This is a genomic window from Acinetobacter sp. V2 (genome assembly GCF_001188385.1).
GTDB classification, from domain to species: domain Bacteria; phylum Pseudomonadota; class Gammaproteobacteria; order Pseudomonadales; family Moraxellaceae; genus Acinetobacter; species Acinetobacter oleivorans.
Genome location: NZ_JZFB01000001.1, coordinates 144,933 through 163,627, shown reverse-complemented (window position 1 = coordinate 163,627; position 18,695 = coordinate 144,933). Strand labels below are relative to the sequence as shown.

Below are 18,695 nucleotides of genomic sequence, written 5' to 3'. Positions count from 1 at the left end.
CCTTCAAAACCGTAAAGATGAGTCCAAGCCTCTATGAGCCAAGTTAATAGACGAATATCTTTAGTATTCTCTTTTAGCAAAACACTCGTTTTATTTGATACAAAATCCCAGTCGGCTTGTTTTCGCTCAGCAACCCAATCGCCTTGATCTAGCAATAGATCATCTTGTGTTTTCGCCTTTTTGATTTCATGAAATTCATTAGAAAATGAAAAGTCATCACCACAAGGTAAGCTATCGCTAATGGGTTCAAGGAGTTCAGAAATATCAATATTCATCTAATTTTAGCTCTATTCAATTTAAACTTCTGACTTCAACTTTTTACTGGTCCTTTTTTTAGCAGCTTTTGCAACCGGATCTAGTAAATATTGAATTTCGTCATCTTTAGCATCAATCATGATAATTTTTGGCAACTTTTGCTCTGCTAAAGCCACTAAAATTTCTGTAGCCAATGCAGGTAACACCGTAGAATTTAAAATATTATCAACATTACGTGCACCACTATCGACTTCTGTACAGCGACTTAAAAGTAGCTCTACCAAATCTTCAGAATACTGGACTTGTGTACCGTATTGTTTTTCAATTCTTGCTGTGATCTTGCCTAACTTATGTTTAATAATCCGTACAAGTAGATCGTCATGCAATGGGAAATATGGCACAACTCTCATTCGGCCTAAAAATGCAGGCTTGAATTGCTTATATAAACTTGGTTTTAAGTGATCAATCAACTCTTCAGCTGTCGGCCAGTCTTCGACTGGTGTATTTAAGCAAGCTTGCATAATCGCACTTGAGCCAGCATTAGAAGTCAACAAAATAGTGGTGTTTTTAAAGTCAATTACTCGTCCTTCACCATCTTCTAAAGTACCTTTATCAAATACTTGATAGAACAGTTCCTGAACATCACTATGTGCTTTTTCAATTTCATCAAGCAACACAACACTGTAAGGGTTGCGGCGAACAGCTTCTGTTAAAACACCACCTTGACCATATCCCACATATCCAGGAGGTGCACCTTTAAGCGAAGATACAGTATGTGCTTCTTGATATTCAGACATATTGATGGTGATTAAATGCTGCTCACCACCATATAATTCATTTGCCAACGTTAATGCCGTTTCAGTTTTACCGACACCACTTGGTCCCACCAAAAGGAAAACACCTTGTGGCTTATTCGGATCTTCAAGTCTTGCTTTTGAAGTTTTAATGCCTTGAACTAATTGTGTAAGTGCATAATCTTGCCCCATTACACGCTCGCCCAATTTATCTTCAAGCGTTAATATCTGTTTAATTTCATCATTAACCATTTTTCCAACAGGAATTCCGGTCCAATCAGAAATAATTTCATTAATAATTTGAGAGTTTACTCTTTCAAATACTAATGGTTGCTGGCCTTGAATTTCAGCAAGATCTTTACGCAGTAAATTAATCTGATCATAAGCTTCAGATTCATTAGAATGATTCTGTGCTTCTAATTCCTGAATTTTATGCACAAGTTCTAATTCTTTTTTCCACTGCTCTTCAGTTTCATGAATCTCTTTTTGCAAAGATTCTAAATTAGCTTTTAAAGTTTCTAATCGTTCATGATGAATTGGTATCTGACGATGTTCATTTTCTAAAATTTGCTGTTCAAGCTTTAAGTTATGCTCTTGAGCCTTTAACTGATCAAGCTTTACAGGTTGAGCATTTTGAGTCAACGCAACACGTGCTGCTGCCGTATCAAGAACACTAACTGCTTTATCCGGAAGTTGACGTCCACTAATATATCGATGTGAAGAGTGAACCGCTGTAACAATCGCCTCATCATCAATTTGTAATTTAAAATGCTGCTGCATGACAGGAATCATCGCACGCAACATATCTACCGCAACTTCCTCGGTTGGCTCTTCTACTTTTACCACCTGAAAACGTCGGCTCAATGCAGCATCTTTTTCAAAATATTGTTTATATTCTGCCCAAGTAGTCGCAGCAATGGTACGCAATTCACCACGTGCAAGTGCTGGTTTTAAAAGATTTGCAGCATCATTTTGCCCGGCTTGTCCACCTGCACCAATTAAAGTATGCGCTTCATCAATAAATAAGATAATAGGATGAGCAGAAGCTTGGACCTCTTGAATCACTTGTTTCAGACGATTTTCAAACTCGCCTTTAACACTTGCTCCAGCCTGTAAAAGTCCCATATCCAATACATGTAAATGCACGTTTTTTAGGGCATTAGGCACTAAACCTTGAGCAATTTTTAAAGCTAAACCTTCGACCACAGCTGTTTTACCAACACCTGGCTCTCCAGTTAAGATTGGGTTGTTTTGGCGTCTACGCATTAAAATATCGAGCATTAGTCGAATTTCATATTCACGCCCAATAACTGGATCTATACCGCCTTGTTTCGCTTTTTCAGTGAGATTAATCGTATATTGATCAAGTGCTGGTGTTTTAGCAGTTTTGGTATTTGCTACAGTCAGGTCTGTTTCTTCAGCTTCACCTAAAGATGCTTTTGTTTCATCTTGTTGTTCAACACTCTTCTCACAAATTTCAAGAAACTTATGTTTCATTGAATCAATTGGTAAGAGATCAAATAAACTCGAAGCACGAGTCGCAATTTGATATAAATCAGGTGCAGTTAATAACGCAACTAATAAATGACCACTGCGAATAACTGGGTTTTGCTCAGCCGAAGCCAATAACCATGCTTGTTCAAACAAACGAACAATAGATTTAGCAAAAATAGGAGTTCTTGAATTACCTTTCGGTAATTGAGAAATTGTTTCTTTTAAATCATCAGCCAAAGCTTCAGATGAAATTTTATATTTCTTTAATAAAATCTTTAAATCATTCTCTAAAGATTGATTAAGTAACTCTAAGAATAAATGCTCAATTTCAATTTCGTAATTTTGTTGAATAACACAAGCATTAGCCGATTTTTCTAAAGCAGTTCGTGCAACTGTAGAAAGTTTTGTAATTAAAATTTTTAAATTACTCATCATTACTCTCAATATTTTTAAATAATTTAATGCTTAAAATCATAATGCCTGTATATTAACAAAATTCAGCTTTATCAGACAAACTACTCATCATTTCAAGCGTTAATATGTTTTAGTAGATATTTATATCTATATAGAAATATCTCTACCCTTATCCTTGATTAACTAAACTCTGTTTTGGCAATAATTTACAGCCGCATGATAATGAATCATTTACACGCGCTGCTGATTTACCCATGACAAGCATATTCGGATCTCCAGATACAATCGTTGCAACTATTTTGTGTAATGGACAAGTCGCTTTGTCTCCTACACAGGCAATTGCAATTCCATCAATTAAAAATGTACTGTTTCCTGAAATGACTTGCCCTCCACCAGTTGTTGGGCATCCAATCGTAATGTAAGGGCTAGCCATGTTCTTCTCCTTATATTTATAGAACAGTAAACTCAATTCGACGGTTTTTCTTTCTGCCTTCTGGAGAAGTATTATCTGCAACAGGCTTAGATGAACCTAAACCTTCGGCAGATAAATGGTCGGCAGGAATACTTTTACTAATCAAATAGTTTTTTACTGCTAGCGCACGATCTTGACTAAGTTTCAAGTTTTTAGTCGCATCACCTGAACTATCTGTATGTCCTACGATTTTGACTTTTTTGCCGCCTACTTTATTCAAGGCAACAGCCATCTCGTCTAGAATTTTTTGACCCGCATCAGTTAAAACTGCACTACCAGATTCAAACTCAATAATTCGATTTTTAAGTGCGTCATCAATGATTTTTTGCTCAGCCTGATTGACTGATAACTGTGAATACAGTTGATATGGTGGCTGTACTAACCCTTGAAAAGATTGAATGGTAGGTTGAATATCTGCTGGATTCAGCATCTTTCCACTTAGCTCAAATCGAGTACCATTTACGCTTAATTTACCTTGTGAAACTTTTTTTAAGTCAGGTGTAATAACTCGCGTAACAGAATCACTCCATCCATTTGGAGCAGCGACGGGTCTCACTTGTATTTTATCTACTACCTGATCAGCACCATAAACAGATTGCATTTTTAATAAGATGGCCTGTTTACTCGCCTCATTTGGAACCACACCTTCTACAACAATAGGCTGAGCCAAAGCATAATTAGCAATCGCATAGATAAAACAGCCTTTTATGAGCTGTGTAAGTTTAGTTTGATTTCGTTGATTCATTATTATTCACCCAAAAAAGTTTGTCTAAATAGTTTTAAGCCTTGATTTAAACTTAATTGGCGTTGGCATAATGATTGTTCTAGCGTAGCTAAACCAGCATTCTGCTCCAAATAAGTATCAATCCACTGAGCTTCTATTAAAGAAACCCAATGTTTACTATCCATATTCTGAGTAAAAATATCGCTCAGGGCTAAAATATCAGCCCCTTGAAAACCGAAGAACAATACAGGTTGCTCTCGATGTAATAAACCTATCAACACCTCAGTATTATGTTCCTTTAAAAAGCGACAAATAATACTGACCCAAAAGGCTGCTATTTCATAACTGTAAGCAGGATTATTAATAGGCAAAATTAAAACTTTATTTAAGCGACTGGTTCCATTTTGTAAAATTGGCTGAAGTAATAATCCTAGCCCAATCATACTTTGCGCTAACTCATAAATACTGAGTTTCATTAATTGAGCAAATGAATGCATCGTATGATTTTCATAGAAACCCACACACTCGCGTTCAGTTAAAACCTGAATTTGATTTTGTAAGTGACCTAATTTTCCAAGTAACAGATCTGAATCTTTAATTCCTTTTAAAGTACGATTGTTTTGGAATAAATCAACGAGTACATGTTTATAGCTATAAGGCGCATATAGCAAATTATCATACGGTAAATCAATTTCTAATAAATGGCTGAGTACCATTGGAAAAGATCGACCCGAACTATCTTCACTTGCGAGAAGGTTCGCCGCTAAAAACATATTTTCTTTCGGATTCGCAATAAAGAAATCCAGTGAAGGCAACGTGTTATAAGCTTCTTTAAAGCTGCCCGATTGCATTGCGTATTCCAATGCTTCAGTAATCCACTGATCAAGCAACTGTATTAAAGCATTCTGACCTTTTGTTTTTAAAAAGTCGCCTCGTGCAGGACTTTTGCCGTAATACAAAGGAGTTGTTTTTAATGTTTGCATTATTGCTCCTCCTTTCGCATAGAGGTTATTTTCCATGTCATGGTTTAACTCCCGCAGAAGGCTGAGCAAGTGCTGAAACAGGATTTTCTGTTTTTGCTGGAGCTGCTGCTTGAGCTGGCGCCTGCTGAGCAGACACCACACGAGCTGCTTTATCAGCAGTGACTTTATCCACTAGTTGCATACCTGCATAACCACGGCTTGAACCAATACTGCCTGAATTACTGCTGATCAGACGGAAATTCATTTTTACAACTAATGATGGGTCGGTTTTACTACGCCAAAGCATTTCAAATCCGCCATTTTGTTCTTTACGCTGAGCACTATCAATTAAGCGGTTAATACCGTATTCACCTGGCTCATCAAAAATCGTATGCGTTTGACCTTGTAAATCTACAGCGGTAATTCGAGCACCTGGAATACTGCCTTGATTTGGCCAAATGAAGTTCACCCACTGTTGCACACCGTTCTCATAAGTCATGCGCTGACCATCAATATCCACGGTATATGAAAGCAATTGTGGATTTGGAATTGGGTAGAACTGGAAGTTAGATTGATTAGTTGCAGGCGCAGCAGGAGCTTGACTATTCAACTCACCTGTTGCCATACCATTAGATGGAGTAACGTATCTTTGGAAATTCATAACGAATTGAGGATTTAAACTAATTCCTAAATCCTTCCATGTCTTAGACGTTAATGTATAACCACGACGAATCACAAATGGATCAAGATTTTCTTTTACAAAACGAGAAATGCTACCGTTTTCGCCCAAGATTTGTCCAATTTCACTACTTGTTGCCTGCAAAGAAGCTGATGAATTAAATGGATATTTCTTAGCAAGATTTGCTGTAAATGGCTGATAGGCTTGCATGACCCATAATTTATTAATTTCGTCTTGTGTCGGCGTAATTAAGCTCTCGAAAGCCTGTGTCAGTGGGCTAACTACTAATTTTTGTAGTAATCGCTGATCAATTTCACTAAAACCAACCGCCATTTTTTCATCTACAATTTTTTGCGTCTGGTTAAATACAGAAGTTTGCTCATTCAGGGTTTGCTTGACTAATGTCATCGCATTAGGCCCAACTTCCCCTGCATTCTTAAGCTCATTAAACTTGCTACGAACAAGGGCTAAATTTGTCATATATTCATCAAGTAATGATTTACCCTGTTGATCATCGCGTTTGCGAACCAACTGATAGAACATTTGGTATTCTTGAGAAATAGCGCCCTGAGCGTTAGTCGCCACTTGATTAGCAGCCTTATCATCATGATTTAAAACCTTACGTTTAAACCACGCAACAAATCCTTTTTGTGGAGCTGCTAACTCAGCTTGTACAACTGGATTATCCCAGTTTGTTTCAATTGCCACTCTTTCAATTAATGTTCTAATTGGAGAGTTCTGTGGCTCACCTAAAACATCAATATTTTTTACTTGCTGAGGGAATTGGGCAGCCTTAGCATAATGAATACCATTTAAGAATTTTCTCCATTCCGCAATGTATTCTTGCTTATAGAGCGCTGTTAGTTGCTTTCTAATTTGCTCTGGACTACCTGAGAAAGTTAAATCATCAGATTGACGACTATTTAGCACCCAATCTTTACTATCTGTTGGCTTATCTGCCGCTTCTTCAATTGCTTTTTCTACATAGTCATTCCATGCCTTTTGGGTAAACACACCCGGTAATGCATAACTACCTAATACAACATTTTTATTTGCTTCACCCACAATCTGACTTACAGTCAACGCAGGGAAACGTACCGCAGCACGCATTTTTATTTCGTTATAAACACGATCACGTGCAGGCATTCCTCGAACAACAGAGAGCAATACTTGACGTGTTTGATCAACGATTTGCGAATCTGCATCTAAAATTGGGAACTGTTTATCATTTGCCAAAGTCATTGCGTACGACAAGATTTGTTCAGCTTCCTGAATCATATCTGCACGTGGCATTTGACCTTTATTTGCGTCTAACCAAGAACGCCAGAAACGCGTAACCTGATCACTCAGATGACTTGCATCCATGTATTGTGGATTACTCATCATTAAATACGCTTTTAATGCATTATAAGCATCTTGAGGATTGGTATCTGAAGGTTCTAAATACTGTTGAGACTGAGCAGTTTGCTTGATTTCAACATTCGTATGATTCGCTTTTAATGTCGCTTCATTATTTTTTACGCGTTGCAAATATTGAGCAATATTTTGCTGTGTCGGTGTCAATACAATTTGCTTAACACCTTTTAAATATTCAGCTTTTAACTTTTCACGAAGCTCATTGCCCTGATATAAACCAAAACTAAACTTAAGCGGTCTATTTTCATCAAACTCATCCAACTGCTGTAGACGTCTTTGAAGAATAAGTAAAGCTTCTAATTGGGTAGACAGTTGCTGACCAGAAGCTTTTTCTAGTTGAACAACCTTATTTAAATCAGCCTGAACTTCACCAATTAATTGTTGGTTATTACGGTATGACCAAACCCACACGCCAAGGATAATTGAAACGCCCGCTAAAGCACCAATAAATGCAATGTAGCGTTGACGCTTTCTACCCGTATTTACATGCTGCTTAACAAGATCTTTATCTTTTAAAATAACATCTGAAAAAAGTCCATTTAAGAAATAGCCATGGTTAGGGGTAATTTTTGAATGATCTTTTAAATCACTTTGTGCAATTTGAGTCAGCTGAAATTCTTGTGCGATTTGTTCTGTCATTGGACTTTCAATGACACCTTCCTGCAAAGCACTGGTGAAGTAAAACCCACGGAAAACAGGTTGAAATTGATATGGATTATCTTCAAAAAGTGTACCGATAAAGCTTTTTAAAGCTGGTTTTAATGTTTTAAATTCTAACGGGAAGGTCATTACACTTGGTGAGATATTTTGCGAATGACGGCGACTTAAATGAGTCGAACTTACCCCTTTTAGACCATCATAAAGAATGGTGTAATGTTTTTCGAACAAATCTACCGCGTTATGAGAAGAACTCTGCTCATATGGAAGCGTTGCTCCCCAAGCTTGGTTATATTCTTGAGCTTCGTAAAATTCAAAAAACTCGGTAAAACCTGCAATCAAGTCCATCTTTGAAAAGACTAAATAAACAGGTACAACTACTTCTAGACGTTCGGTTAGATCTTGAATACGAGCACGTAAATTTTTAGCTAGCTTTAACGAGTTTTCAGGACTTTGACTAATTAGCTCAGCAATACTAACAATTAAAATCAAACCATTAACCGGAGCTTTAGAACGGTTCTTTTTTAAAATATTTAAGAAACCTAACCACTCAGAATGATCTTCGCTATAAACAGAATAACGGCCCGCTGTATCGAGCAAAATACCTTCTGTAGAGAAAAACCAATCACAATTTCGAGTACCGCTTAAACCAGCAGATACCATTTTTTGATGCGTTTCTTCGAAAGGAAACTTTAAACCAGAATTATAAATAGCTGAACTTTTACCTGCGGCTGGGTTACCAATAACCATATACCAAGGAAGCTCATATAATGCAGCATTCCCTTTTTTATCACCCAACTTAGATTTACGAATCAGTTGAATTGATTCTTTCATTTGTTGACTAACAAGCTGAAGCTCTTCTTTATCTTTATTTTTGCCATATTCAGCTTGGTTGTCTTTTTCAATTGCTTCAGCTAGCTCTTCGCCTTGAGCAGCATGCTTTCTTCGTTGAATAAGCCAATAGATACCATAAACAATAAGACCCAAAGCATAGGCAGTTGCTAAAGCCCAGAATATATGACGAGGAATTGAAGTATATGAAGACATCAATGCCACGAACAATGACAAGGCGATAATTGCTTTAGGATTCGTGATGTACTGCCACAAGTAGCCTAAAATTGTATGCATTCTATTCTCGTTCTAAGTCCAAAGTTTAAATTAGTTATTCAACACCATCACATCATCTTCTGAATTTTCAGTGACACTTTGCACAAATGTATGTGCTGACACTGTATTTTCACCAAAGACAAAAGGAATGATATGTTCAGGGAAATGCATGCTCAGCATAAAGCCATAAATATCAGCTAAATGTTGGGTATGCCCTAATGAAGATTTCACATAAATATAGTGATGTGGTTCTACAGGTGTTTGAAGAAAGTGTTGCTGCAATTTCTTCGAAACTTTTATATCCGTCTGATCTGACAGTATCAGTACATAAGGATCCTCACCTTCATGTTGAGGTAAATCATGAAATTCAAAATTAGTAAAAAGCTTTGCTGTATCTTGTTGGCCTACAACAACTTTCAGATTTTTTGTAGGTTCTAATTCTTGAATTTTTACTAAAGGATCAGCAAGTAAACAGCTTGCTGCAAATTCAGCAGGAATATAATCTTTAATCATCCAAGACTTTTCATCGACTAGATCCTGATCAATTTCGGAATCGGCTACGAGCAAAAAGAACATCTCGTGTTCTCTTTTATGAATACCCTTTAATAGGTGTATCAGCTCTTGATAAGCCAGTTGCTCTCCAAAAAAATGATATTCAATATGGATCTTTTGAGCAGGAATGCCGATCTCAGCAAAAAACTCTAAAATTAATTCATTACTTTGTTCATCATTCCAGATATGTAATAAATCCTCCGAAAGAAGGATATGTAGATTTAAGCGATTTAAACGATAAACTTCGACTATCGGCATTTGAACATCATCATATTCAGACTCAGGATCAACCCATGCCGGATGCATATGATATTCACGTGCTTGCTGCGACTCATAAAATAAAGTTGAACGTTTTAAATGCTCTGCCAGAAGATATAAGTTTTCTATATTTTGTTCTAATTGCTGTTTTATTAATGACATCATACGAACTTGTCGTGGAGATGCATACTCGCTCTCCTCATGATTATCTTCATCAAAGTCTTTAATTCGGTAAGATAAAAGAGGCAATCCATAAGAATTTAACAGTTGATCATCCAGCTCTGGACTTTTAAAGTTTTGTAGCTCTGCAATAATGCTTTCATTCTCACCAAATGCATGCACAGCAAAAGAAGAGTAAATATTAAAATCTAGCTGTTCGAGTGATGCATCGGTTACTGCAGTTTGTTTTTGGTTAGTATCATCTTTATCTTGATTTATAGCTTGTTCTTTCTTTTCTTTATAATTTTTATAAGCGCTATAAATTAACCATGGCGATAAAATCACCAAGGTAATAATTGCTGGTAATAGCAGGAAATAAAGGAAAAAATCACCCTTATCAGGGTTATATTGAACATCACGCCAGTAGAAAATAATAAATCCACTAACTAATGCAAAAATAGCGATGAACGAGAGTAATATTTTTTTAATCATATTCGCTCTCCAATAAGGCTATAACATGTTTCATGGCTATGTACTTTCGGTTCTCGTGATATAAGAAAAGAACCTTGTCCCAAACCACTCTGATTATGGTGAGTTAGACAAATAGGTTGTATTTCTGACTCATCTAATACGAGTCGAAGATCTATTGATAAAGTTGGACTACACCAAGTTTCTACAATTTTTTTAAGCTTTAAACTTAACTCTTGATTTGGTAAAAAACTGAGATATTGCTGACGCTTTAATGGCCCAATTTGAATTTCAATTTTCCCATCAATTTGCTGAATAGTTTCGCCACAAAATGTATTAACACCAAGTAGACTCGGCTGAGCTCCACCTAAAGTTGTTAATTGGTCACTCGCCAATTTGAAAGACTCTTGTATGAACTCTTTGATCGTAATTTCATGTTTAAAAATACACGACAGCATCGTTTTTAATGCATGAACTGTATTATTCTGGCCCTGCATTAATCCAGAAAACTCTGCAAAATAATCATCAAGCTCTGTTTGCTTATGTTGCGACCTTACATAGCCATTTAACGCATGCAGAATATCTAGATAATCATTTTTATGCTCAATCTCATATCGAATCGGCAAATTATAGGTGATGCTGGACTCTAGATATTGGGCAGTAAGCTTATGATTAAATAAGCTCAGAAACTCTTTAGTTTCAGCTCTTTGCTGACGCGGGGCCTGCTTAATCTTATTCGTATATGTATAAGGTAAAGCACCTTGTATGCCCGTAAGACCAACAATTAAATTTGTGATATAAATCCGCTCGTCCGTTAATTCTAAATTTTCAATTTCTGTAGCAGGAAAATTTAAATTAAAGGATGTCTCAAACTTAAAATGATCACTCCAAGATGTACCAACTGTGCGACTTGAATCGTGTCTTAATAGCCGTGTTGCTTGAATAAATTCAAAAGACTTTGGCTTTGTAAAGAGCTCAGCTGTTATAGAAGAGTCTTGCCACCAACGTTCTGACTGCATTGGTATAACTCCTGCTGAGATGAATAATCCTTAACAACCAAATCAACGAAACTATTAATTTGAACCTTTAAATTAAAAACACGACTTAACAATTGGCTAAAAATGTATAGGCTATGCCCTCTAAATACAGATGAATCAATTTGCAATTCGGCCTTCACACCCCTTACAAACATTGGAAATGGCTTTCCATCTACAAGTTTATGAGTAAGTGAAAATTCAAGATGCTTGATTGATTCAATAATTAGGTAATTTTCTTTTGACAATGGTAAGTTGTATAAAGCAAGTAACTCTTTAATATGAGATACCGCATCACCTTTCATTAAAGCTAAACTATTCAATGAAAGGTGCGAAATAACACGCCACTGCTCACTCTGACTTTGACCAAATTGATATGGTTTTGTAGGTCTTTTTAAAACAATCGCACGGCGAGCCAAACTACTATCATTGAGGTTCAATATATTATTAGACTGACCCAATGCCTCATGTGGTAAGTCACGATTTGAACATAATAATTTTGTGCTAATAAAATCCGAACGTGTTGACGAAGGATTTAGATTTTTAGAAATAATTGAATACCCCATTTCGACGAAATTGGGTTGTAATTTTTGATAGTTCACTGAATAGAAAAAACGAGCCTTATCAACATGGTAGTGACTCATAGCGAAAAAAGGTAGTACAGGAACATAGCTTTCTTCTTGACTCGTTTTTTCACGAACCATATTCATTTCAGTAATTGAATAGACTTGATAAAACTCAGGATGATGAGCATCTGTAATCAGCGGATATTCTAATTGCTTATGTACAATTTTTTGAGGTTCAGCGTATTTTTCAAATAAATTAATGACTGGTGTAGTAAATAATTTAAAATTAGCGATATTTAATTCAGAATAATTTCGGACTAAGGCTTGATCATTTAAATTTAATTTAAAATGTATAAGCAGCTCAAAACCACTCTCTTCTAAAGATAGAAGCTTTAAAAAACTTAAATCGAGTTTTAGATAATTAAATTTTTCAGGAAAACAAAAATATTCCATCAGCAATCGATAGGCATGATGAGTATGCTGATCGAGAGGTAATAGACTTTCCTGCTCTGAAAAGCCAGTTAATTTAAATGGATTTTTATTCAGCTCAACAACTTTCTGCCCTATCTTAATAGCAAAAGTTGTCCCCTTCTTAAAAATACTATCTAGTACTTGAAGTGGAAAATTAGAAATTGCATCTAAATAAATAGGTAGTTTTTCATCTTTTAAACATAGATGAGCATTGTTAAAAATTTCGAATTTAAAATTTAAAGTCGCATTTTGACTTAAATGCATATGTGCACTAGGTGTGCTTTTAAACTCTAGCGCTTGCAAACTTATCGGGAGTAATTTAACTTCTTGCGTCGTATTAAACTCACACTGAACCCCTTTAAAACTACGCGACTTTAAGATGGTATGTGCAGGAACAATATGCGCTTCTGTGAGCTGCTTTATCTTATTTATATCTTCGAAACTTACCACCGAACAAGCAGGAAAGTGACGTAAGTATTGAGGGAACATCACCTCAAATAGAGAGCGCGTAAATACGTCATAACTATCAGCAAGCTTTTTATCAATGCGGGCAGCAATTAATGAAAACGCCTGTATAAGACGCTCAATATGCGGGTCATCAATCTGCTCTTGATTTAAAGATAAGCGCTGAGCAATTTTCGGATATTTTTGTGAAAATTCACGAGATTGCTGACCAAATTCTTGTAGTTGTTTTTCGTAAAACGGTAAAAGCTCTTCTATCACAACACACCCACTACGCTTAGGTTCTCGCTGAAATTACATATTGCTGCGTTGTCGGTTTTAGCAATGCATCAAAAACGACAGGTTCATACAGTGGATGAATATTTAGATAAGCCTGAATACTTAAACATAGTGCCCCCATATTATGTCCATCCAACAACATCTCTACCCGTATTTGTCTTAATCTAGGTTCATGAGCTGCTATTGATTGTTCAATGGATTGGCAAATCTTGTCTCGATCTAGCGGATTGGCTGTAGAAAGCCCCACAAAATCAATAATCCCGAACTGAAGTATAGATTTTTTAACTAGCGGATAATCATCGACCACATGATCCAATTTAGCGACTCGACTATTCAGCAAGTCTTCTAAATCTTTTGCTACCGATTCTCTTAACTGCTGAATAGAAAGACCCTTTGCATAATCTTCACTTTCAGGAATTAAGCGATCAAACAAAGTTGAACGAAATCCGTATGGATAAAGCCGATCTAAATTCATTCGAGTTCACAACAAGCATGCTTAAAGACAGCAGAGGCTAACTTTATGTCAGCCTCCACCAAATATTCACTTAAATAATTATGCTGCGTAAGAAGCAGTATTATTAGAAAGTGACCATTTCTTAGTAACAGCACCTTTAGCAGTACCGTTAATATCTTGTTGGTTATATGTCCACTCAACAGCTGCGTATTTCAAACCAAACGCTTCAGTTGGTACACCTTCTTCGTTAACTGTTGGAGTTACGCTAGAAACTAGAACATGCTTCAATTTAATTTGTAAGTACTTGATACGTTTATCGCCATTTGCACGATAAAAATCAATTTGTACTTCATCAAATGTATAACCAGCTGAACATGCTTCCCATAATTTCGGGCTAGTTGCATCTAGGTCTTTAATAAAAAGCATATCTGAATGTTCAACACGTTCAGCAGTATGACCACCAACACTACTTGAAGTAGCAGATTTAGGTTGACGAATGTTGTGAGACCAAGAGTTAACTTCTAACCAGCCTTTGTGCTCAGAGTCACGAGACTCGCCATCAACTTTATATTTACCGCGAAACTCAACGTATATATCTTTCATTTAGAACTTTCCTATTTGTAATTTAAAGTTATTCTTTCGCTGACCTTTATTAATTTGAGGACTGAGGTAACTCAGTAACAAGTCGCAAAGAAACTGACAACTCATCCAGCTGGAAGTGTGGTCGCAAGAAAACCACAGATTTGTAGTGACCTGGTTGAGCAGGATCTTCTACAACTTTTACAGACGCTTCGCGTAGAGGGTATTGAGCTTTTGCTTCTTGAGAAGCACCATCATCAAGTAATACATACTGTGACAACCACTCATTTAAGAATGCTTCAACATTTCCAGCAGAAGCAAAGCTACCCACTTTGTCTCTCATCATTGCTTTTAAATAATGAGCAATACGTGAAACGGCCATGATGTACTGAATTTGACTTGATAAAGCAGAGTTAGCATTTGCTGTATCATTGTCATATTTTTTAGGTTTTTGAGTTGATTGCGCGCCAAAGAAAGCAGCGTAATCGGTATTCTTACAATGCACTAAAGGAATAAAGCCCAAATCGCTTAATTCTTTTTCACGGCGATCAGTAATCGCAATTTCTGTTGGGCACTTGAATACCACTTCGCCATCTTGTGTTTTAAACGTATGAACAGGTAAGCCTTCTACTAAACCACCGCCTTCAACACCACGAATTGCAGCACACCAACCATGCATATCAAATGCATTTGTTAAACGAGTACCGAAAGCATAAGCAGCATTCATCCACAAATATTCGTTATGGTTTGCACCCGAAACATCTTCAGCAAAATTAAACCCTTCTGTAGCAGTTCCTTCCTTTGGATGATAAGGAAGACGACCAAGCACATGCGGCAAGGTTAAAGCGACATAACGAGCATCTTCACTGTCACGGAATGAACGCCATTGAACATATTCAGCTGTTTCAAAGATTTTCGACACATCTCTAGGGCGATCAATATCTGTAAATGATTCAAGACCAAGAATGCTTGGACTAGCCGCCGAAATAAACGGTGCATGTGCCGCTGCAGCAACATGAGAGATTTGCTCAAGCAAATACATATCAGAAGGTGTACGGTCAAATTCAAAATCACCAATCAGTGCTGAATATGGTGCACCACCAAAAGATCCATATTCTTCTTCATAGATTTTTTTGAACAAAGTACTTTGATCAAAGTCTGTAGCACCTTGAAAATCTTTAACCAGCTCTTTTTTAGTCGTATTCAACATACGAATTTTAATGAGGGGATTAGAAGGTGTTTCTTGACAGAAGTAGTAAAGACCACGCCAAGTTGACTCAATCTTTTGGAATTGCTCATTGTGCATGATCTGACTTAATTGATTTGAAATCAGTGCATCAATTTCCGCAATACGCTTATCGATTGATAAAGTCATATTTTCAGAAACTGTAATTGTGCCTGCCATTACTTCTTTGGCAAGTTCACCGATTAAGCTTTTTGCACGCGAATGTTCTTCTTCATTTCGAGCAATACGACTCTCTTCAACAATCGAGTCTAGAAGATTAACTTGTTCATTTTCAGCAAGAGGCATTGCTGCCGATTGAGCATTATTCATGATCAGCCTCCGCACTTAATTTACGGATCTGATCAGTACTCTTAAGCACTTCATCAAGTAAGTCTTCTAAACGCTCACTGTTAGAAATCTTATTTCTTAAATCTGTTAAACGCTCACGTGCTTCAACAAGTTTCTTTAATGGGTCAACCTGTTGAACAACATTTTCTGGGCGAAAATCTTCCATTGACTTAAATGTTAAATCAACTGCAATTCTTCCACCCTCTTCAGTCAGCGTATTATCTACTTGAAAAGCAGCTCTTGGAGACAATGACTCCATAACTTCATCAATATTATCTAAATCGACATTAATGAATTTTTTATCTTTTAATTTTGTACGTTCAAGCTCAGAAGCTGCCGAAAAATCACCCATCACACCAACAACAAATGGTAGTTCCTTCGCTTCTTTTGCATCACCAATTTCGACATCATATGTAAGCTGAACACGTGGAGGTCGAATTCGCTGAAGCTTCTTTTGTACGCTTTCTCTCTTAGCCATAAGATTCTATTCCTGATTATTTAATTAAAGGGTCAAAAGGCGAACTTTTTGATTTATTAACGTTGGCTACAGGGGCAGTTTTTGGTTTAACCGCAGTTGCTTTTGCTGGAGTTGCTACTCGTTTTGTTGCTGCTCTGGAAGCTGTAACTCTGTTGCGGGTTACAGTTTGTTTTCTATAACTTCTTCTTTCATTATCAACTGAGCCACCTTCTGTAGCCGCCTTAACATTTGAAATATCTGGCGCAGGCATTGAAGTATGGATATTTTCAATTAATTGTTTAGCGGGTGGATAAGTTACATCATTGCTTAAATAACGCATTTCCTGACTTCGCATTTGCTGCAAAGAGTTATTTGCAATGCTTACACCAGATAAAAATAAAACATCTGTTATTAATGAACCGCGTATATTTTGACTTTGCAATTGACTTGCCAAATTTAATGCTTTAACTGGTTGATTGGTTTGATAAAAGCGCATAGCTGCTTTAGCTAATAAATCATTTTTTTGAGTCGTATTATCACTATCACAAACTTGTTTAAAAATATTCAATAGCTCAGGGTCATTCTGACCTTCTGCTAAAGGATTTTTTTTAATACAACTTTTTTTAAGTTTTACAGGCTCAAGTTCTGCCGCATGAGCACCTGATAGACCGATAATGTTTCCAGTCAGAGAAAGTATCAAAATACTTCGTTTCAACACAACTTTCATTCCTCTGTTTTCTTATTTATTCAAGGCTTTACTGAAAAGTTAATATTGATAAAACATTAAAAAATCAGTCTAAAAACCTTATATTCAAAAAATTTACGCGCAGTTTATCATATAAACAAACATATTTTATATAAAAATCATATCAACTTAAACTAAAAGTAAATAGTTAAGATGGTTATAAAATATAGCTTAATAAAGTTATTCTTATAAAAATATAATATTGTTATTTTTTGTAATTAAAAATAAGTTGTTGATTTTTATATATTAAATGAAAATTAAAACTAAACTAAAAATTATCATAAATATCATTTAGTTAAGTTTTATGAAACATTTTCTTAAAAATATTTCATTTGATTTAAACGATAGAACAGATTAAATGATTGCAAAAGATACATTTCAAATTTATGAAAGTAAAATTCAATGTAAATAAAATTTAACTTGTCAAGACTAATCTGTCTATTTAGTATATTTTTTTATTTCATTTTGGGATAGCAAGTAGAATCAATAAAACTCATAGATTTATGAGTAACCATCTTTCTCTTAAGGTCAAGTTCTTAGATAGTTCAAAACCACACTCAATATCAAGAAAATTAAACTATTTGGCGTTATAGTTTTAAAGAATATTGCGAGTTTTAAGTTAGAGAAAAAGAAAAAGGCCTTTCCACTCAAAAGAACTTTTCTTTAAGTATAAATTTATATTTTAGACTTCCAATAATTAGCTTTTTCAGGACTATATTTTGAACTACTATCATCCGAATAAATATTAAATAACAAGTCTGCTCCAGATTTATTTCCATTGCGCACAGCTATTTCTGCATATCGGATTGATTCATCTAAATTCTGTTTCATACCTGCACCATTATAATACTTAAGAGCAGTATTATATTGCGCTAACGCATGTCCATGATCAGCAGCGCGTTTAAACCAGACAAGTGATTGAAGCGGATCTTGCTCTACACCATCACCTCGCTCATAAGCCAAGCCTACATTGTTTTTTGACTAAAGATGTCCCTGTTCAGCAGCTTTTAATAACCACTTAAAAGATGTTTTGATGCCTTTCTCAACACCATCACCTACATATAATTGAGCAGCAACTACCGTCTGGGATTGTATGAGTCCTAATTCAGCAGATCGAATAAAATATGTAAAAGCTTTTGCTCTATCCTGTTTTACATTTAAACCTTTGTAATAGGCCAACCCAACATTGTGAATTGCGGAAGGATTTCCCTTTTTAGCTCCTTCTTCAAACCAAATTAAAGGTTTTTGATCATCTTTTTTAATAACTTCATTGCCATTTCGATAAATCAGTCCTAATTGAAGCATGGCATTTGAGGAGCCTAGTTGTGCAGATTTCTCAGATAATTCCAATGCTTTTTTTAGATCAAATTTTTCACCTTCGCCTGTGGCATACATAGATGCCAATACAAAAATAGCCTCTGCATCATTTACCTTTGTAGCCTTTTCCAGATCATGTTTAGACTTGTATTCAGAAACATCTTTATAATCTTTAGTCAAAGTTCCGTGAGTGTATTCTTCTTTCTGTTGACTACATGCAGATATGACTAATATTAAGGTAACGACAAACTATCTAGGCTTCATTGAACAACCTTTTACTTCAAAAATTTTTCTTATCAAAATAATCTTCTGGATAAGGGTCTTTACCTTTTAAATTTTTTCTATAT

14 protein-coding genes and 2 pseudogenes are annotated in these 18,695 nt (G+C 35.9%); all 16 read right to left on the bottom strand.

Annotation, left to right across the window (positions count from 1 at the left end):
• Positions 1-275 (bottom strand): type VI secretion system ImpA family N-terminal domain-containing protein (locus UC75_RS19500; RefSeq protein ID WP_228136985.1); only part of this gene is annotated, 275 nt, incomplete at its 3' end.
• A gap of 21 nt (positions 276-296) precedes the next feature.
• Complete coding sequence (tssH, locus tag UC75_RS00740) at positions 297-2,978, bottom strand: type VI secretion system ATPase TssH (RefSeq protein ID WP_128825098.1); 2,682 nt, start codon at positions 2,976-2,978, stop codon at positions 297-299.
• Positions 2,979-3,126: 148 nt separating this feature from the next.
• Positions 3,127-3,390, bottom strand: coding sequence for a PAAR domain-containing protein (locus tag UC75_RS00735; protein WP_005304032.1), 264 nt, complete (start codon positions 3,388-3,390; stop codon positions 3,127-3,129).
• A 16-nt stretch (positions 3,391-3,406) separates the two neighbouring features.
• On the bottom strand, positions 3,407-4,174 hold the full coding sequence (locus UC75_RS00730) for an OmpA family protein (protein ID WP_005304028.1): 768 nt from the start codon (positions 4,172-4,174) through the stop codon (positions 3,407-3,409).
• A gap of 2 nt (positions 4,175-4,176) precedes the next feature.
• Positions 4,177-5,136 (bottom strand): type VI secretion system-associated protein TagF, encoded by a 960-nt coding sequence (tagF, locus tag UC75_RS00725; protein ID WP_004793188.1) that lies wholly within the window; start codon positions 5,134-5,136, stop codon positions 4,177-4,179.
• A 37-nt stretch (positions 5,137-5,173) separates the two neighbouring features.
• Positions 5,174-8,995 (bottom strand): type VI secretion system membrane subunit TssM, encoded by a 3,822-nt coding sequence (gene tssM, locus UC75_RS00720; protein WP_049836364.1) that lies wholly within the window; start codon positions 8,993-8,995, stop codon positions 5,174-5,176.
• 30 nt (positions 8,996-9,025) lie between these two features.
• A complete protein-coding gene (locus tag UC75_RS00715; RefSeq protein ID WP_049836363.1) occupies positions 9,026-10,435 on the bottom strand; it encodes a hypothetical protein in 1,410 nt (469 codons plus the stop codon).
• A complete protein-coding gene (tssG, locus tag UC75_RS00710; protein ID WP_049836362.1) occupies positions 10,432-11,430 on the bottom strand; it encodes a type VI secretion system baseplate subunit TssG in 999 nt (332 codons plus the stop codon). Before tssG ends, UC75_RS00715 begins: the two co-directional genes overlap by 4 nt.
• The gene (gene tssF, locus UC75_RS00705; protein WP_049836361.1) at positions 11,394-13,205 is read right to left on the bottom strand and encodes a type VI secretion system baseplate subunit TssF; all 1,812 of its coding nucleotides are present in this window, start codon (positions 13,203-13,205) and stop codon (positions 11,394-11,396) included. The genes tssG and tssF overlap by 37 nt, the downstream gene beginning before the upstream one ends.
• 16 nt (positions 13,206-13,221) lie before the next feature.
• The gene (tssE, locus tag UC75_RS00700) at positions 13,222-13,698 is read right to left on the bottom strand and encodes a type VI secretion system baseplate subunit TssE (protein ID WP_002048404.1); all 477 of its coding nucleotides are present in this window, start codon (positions 13,696-13,698) and stop codon (positions 13,222-13,224) included.
• Positions 13,699-13,776: 78 nt separating this feature from the next.
• A complete protein-coding gene (locus tag UC75_RS00695; protein ID WP_003651052.1) occupies positions 13,777-14,280 on the bottom strand; it encodes an Hcp family type VI secretion system effector in 504 nt (167 codons plus the stop codon).
• Positions 14,281-14,329: 49 nt separating this feature from the next.
• Positions 14,330-15,811, bottom strand: coding sequence for a type VI secretion system contractile sheath large subunit (gene tssC / locus UC75_RS00690; protein WP_004793199.1), 1,482 nt, complete (start codon positions 15,809-15,811; stop codon positions 14,330-14,332).
• Positions 15,804-16,307, bottom strand: coding sequence for a type VI secretion system contractile sheath small subunit (gene tssB / locus UC75_RS00685; protein WP_003651049.1), 504 nt, complete (start codon positions 16,305-16,307; stop codon positions 15,804-15,806). The genes tssC and tssB overlap by 8 nt, the downstream gene beginning before the upstream one ends.
• A gap of 16 nt (positions 16,308-16,323) precedes the next feature.
• Positions 16,324-17,013, bottom strand: coding sequence for a hypothetical protein (locus tag UC75_RS00680; RefSeq protein ID WP_013198292.1), 690 nt, complete (start codon positions 17,011-17,013; stop codon positions 16,324-16,326).
• A gap of 693 nt (positions 17,014-17,706) precedes the next feature.
• Positions 17,707-18,582 (bottom strand): annotated as a pseudogene (locus UC75_RS00675) (tetratricopeptide repeat protein).
• A gap of 46 nt (positions 18,583-18,628) precedes the next feature.
• Positions 18,629-18,695, bottom strand: a pseudogene (locus tag UC75_RS19490) (hypothetical protein); the annotation flags it as partial.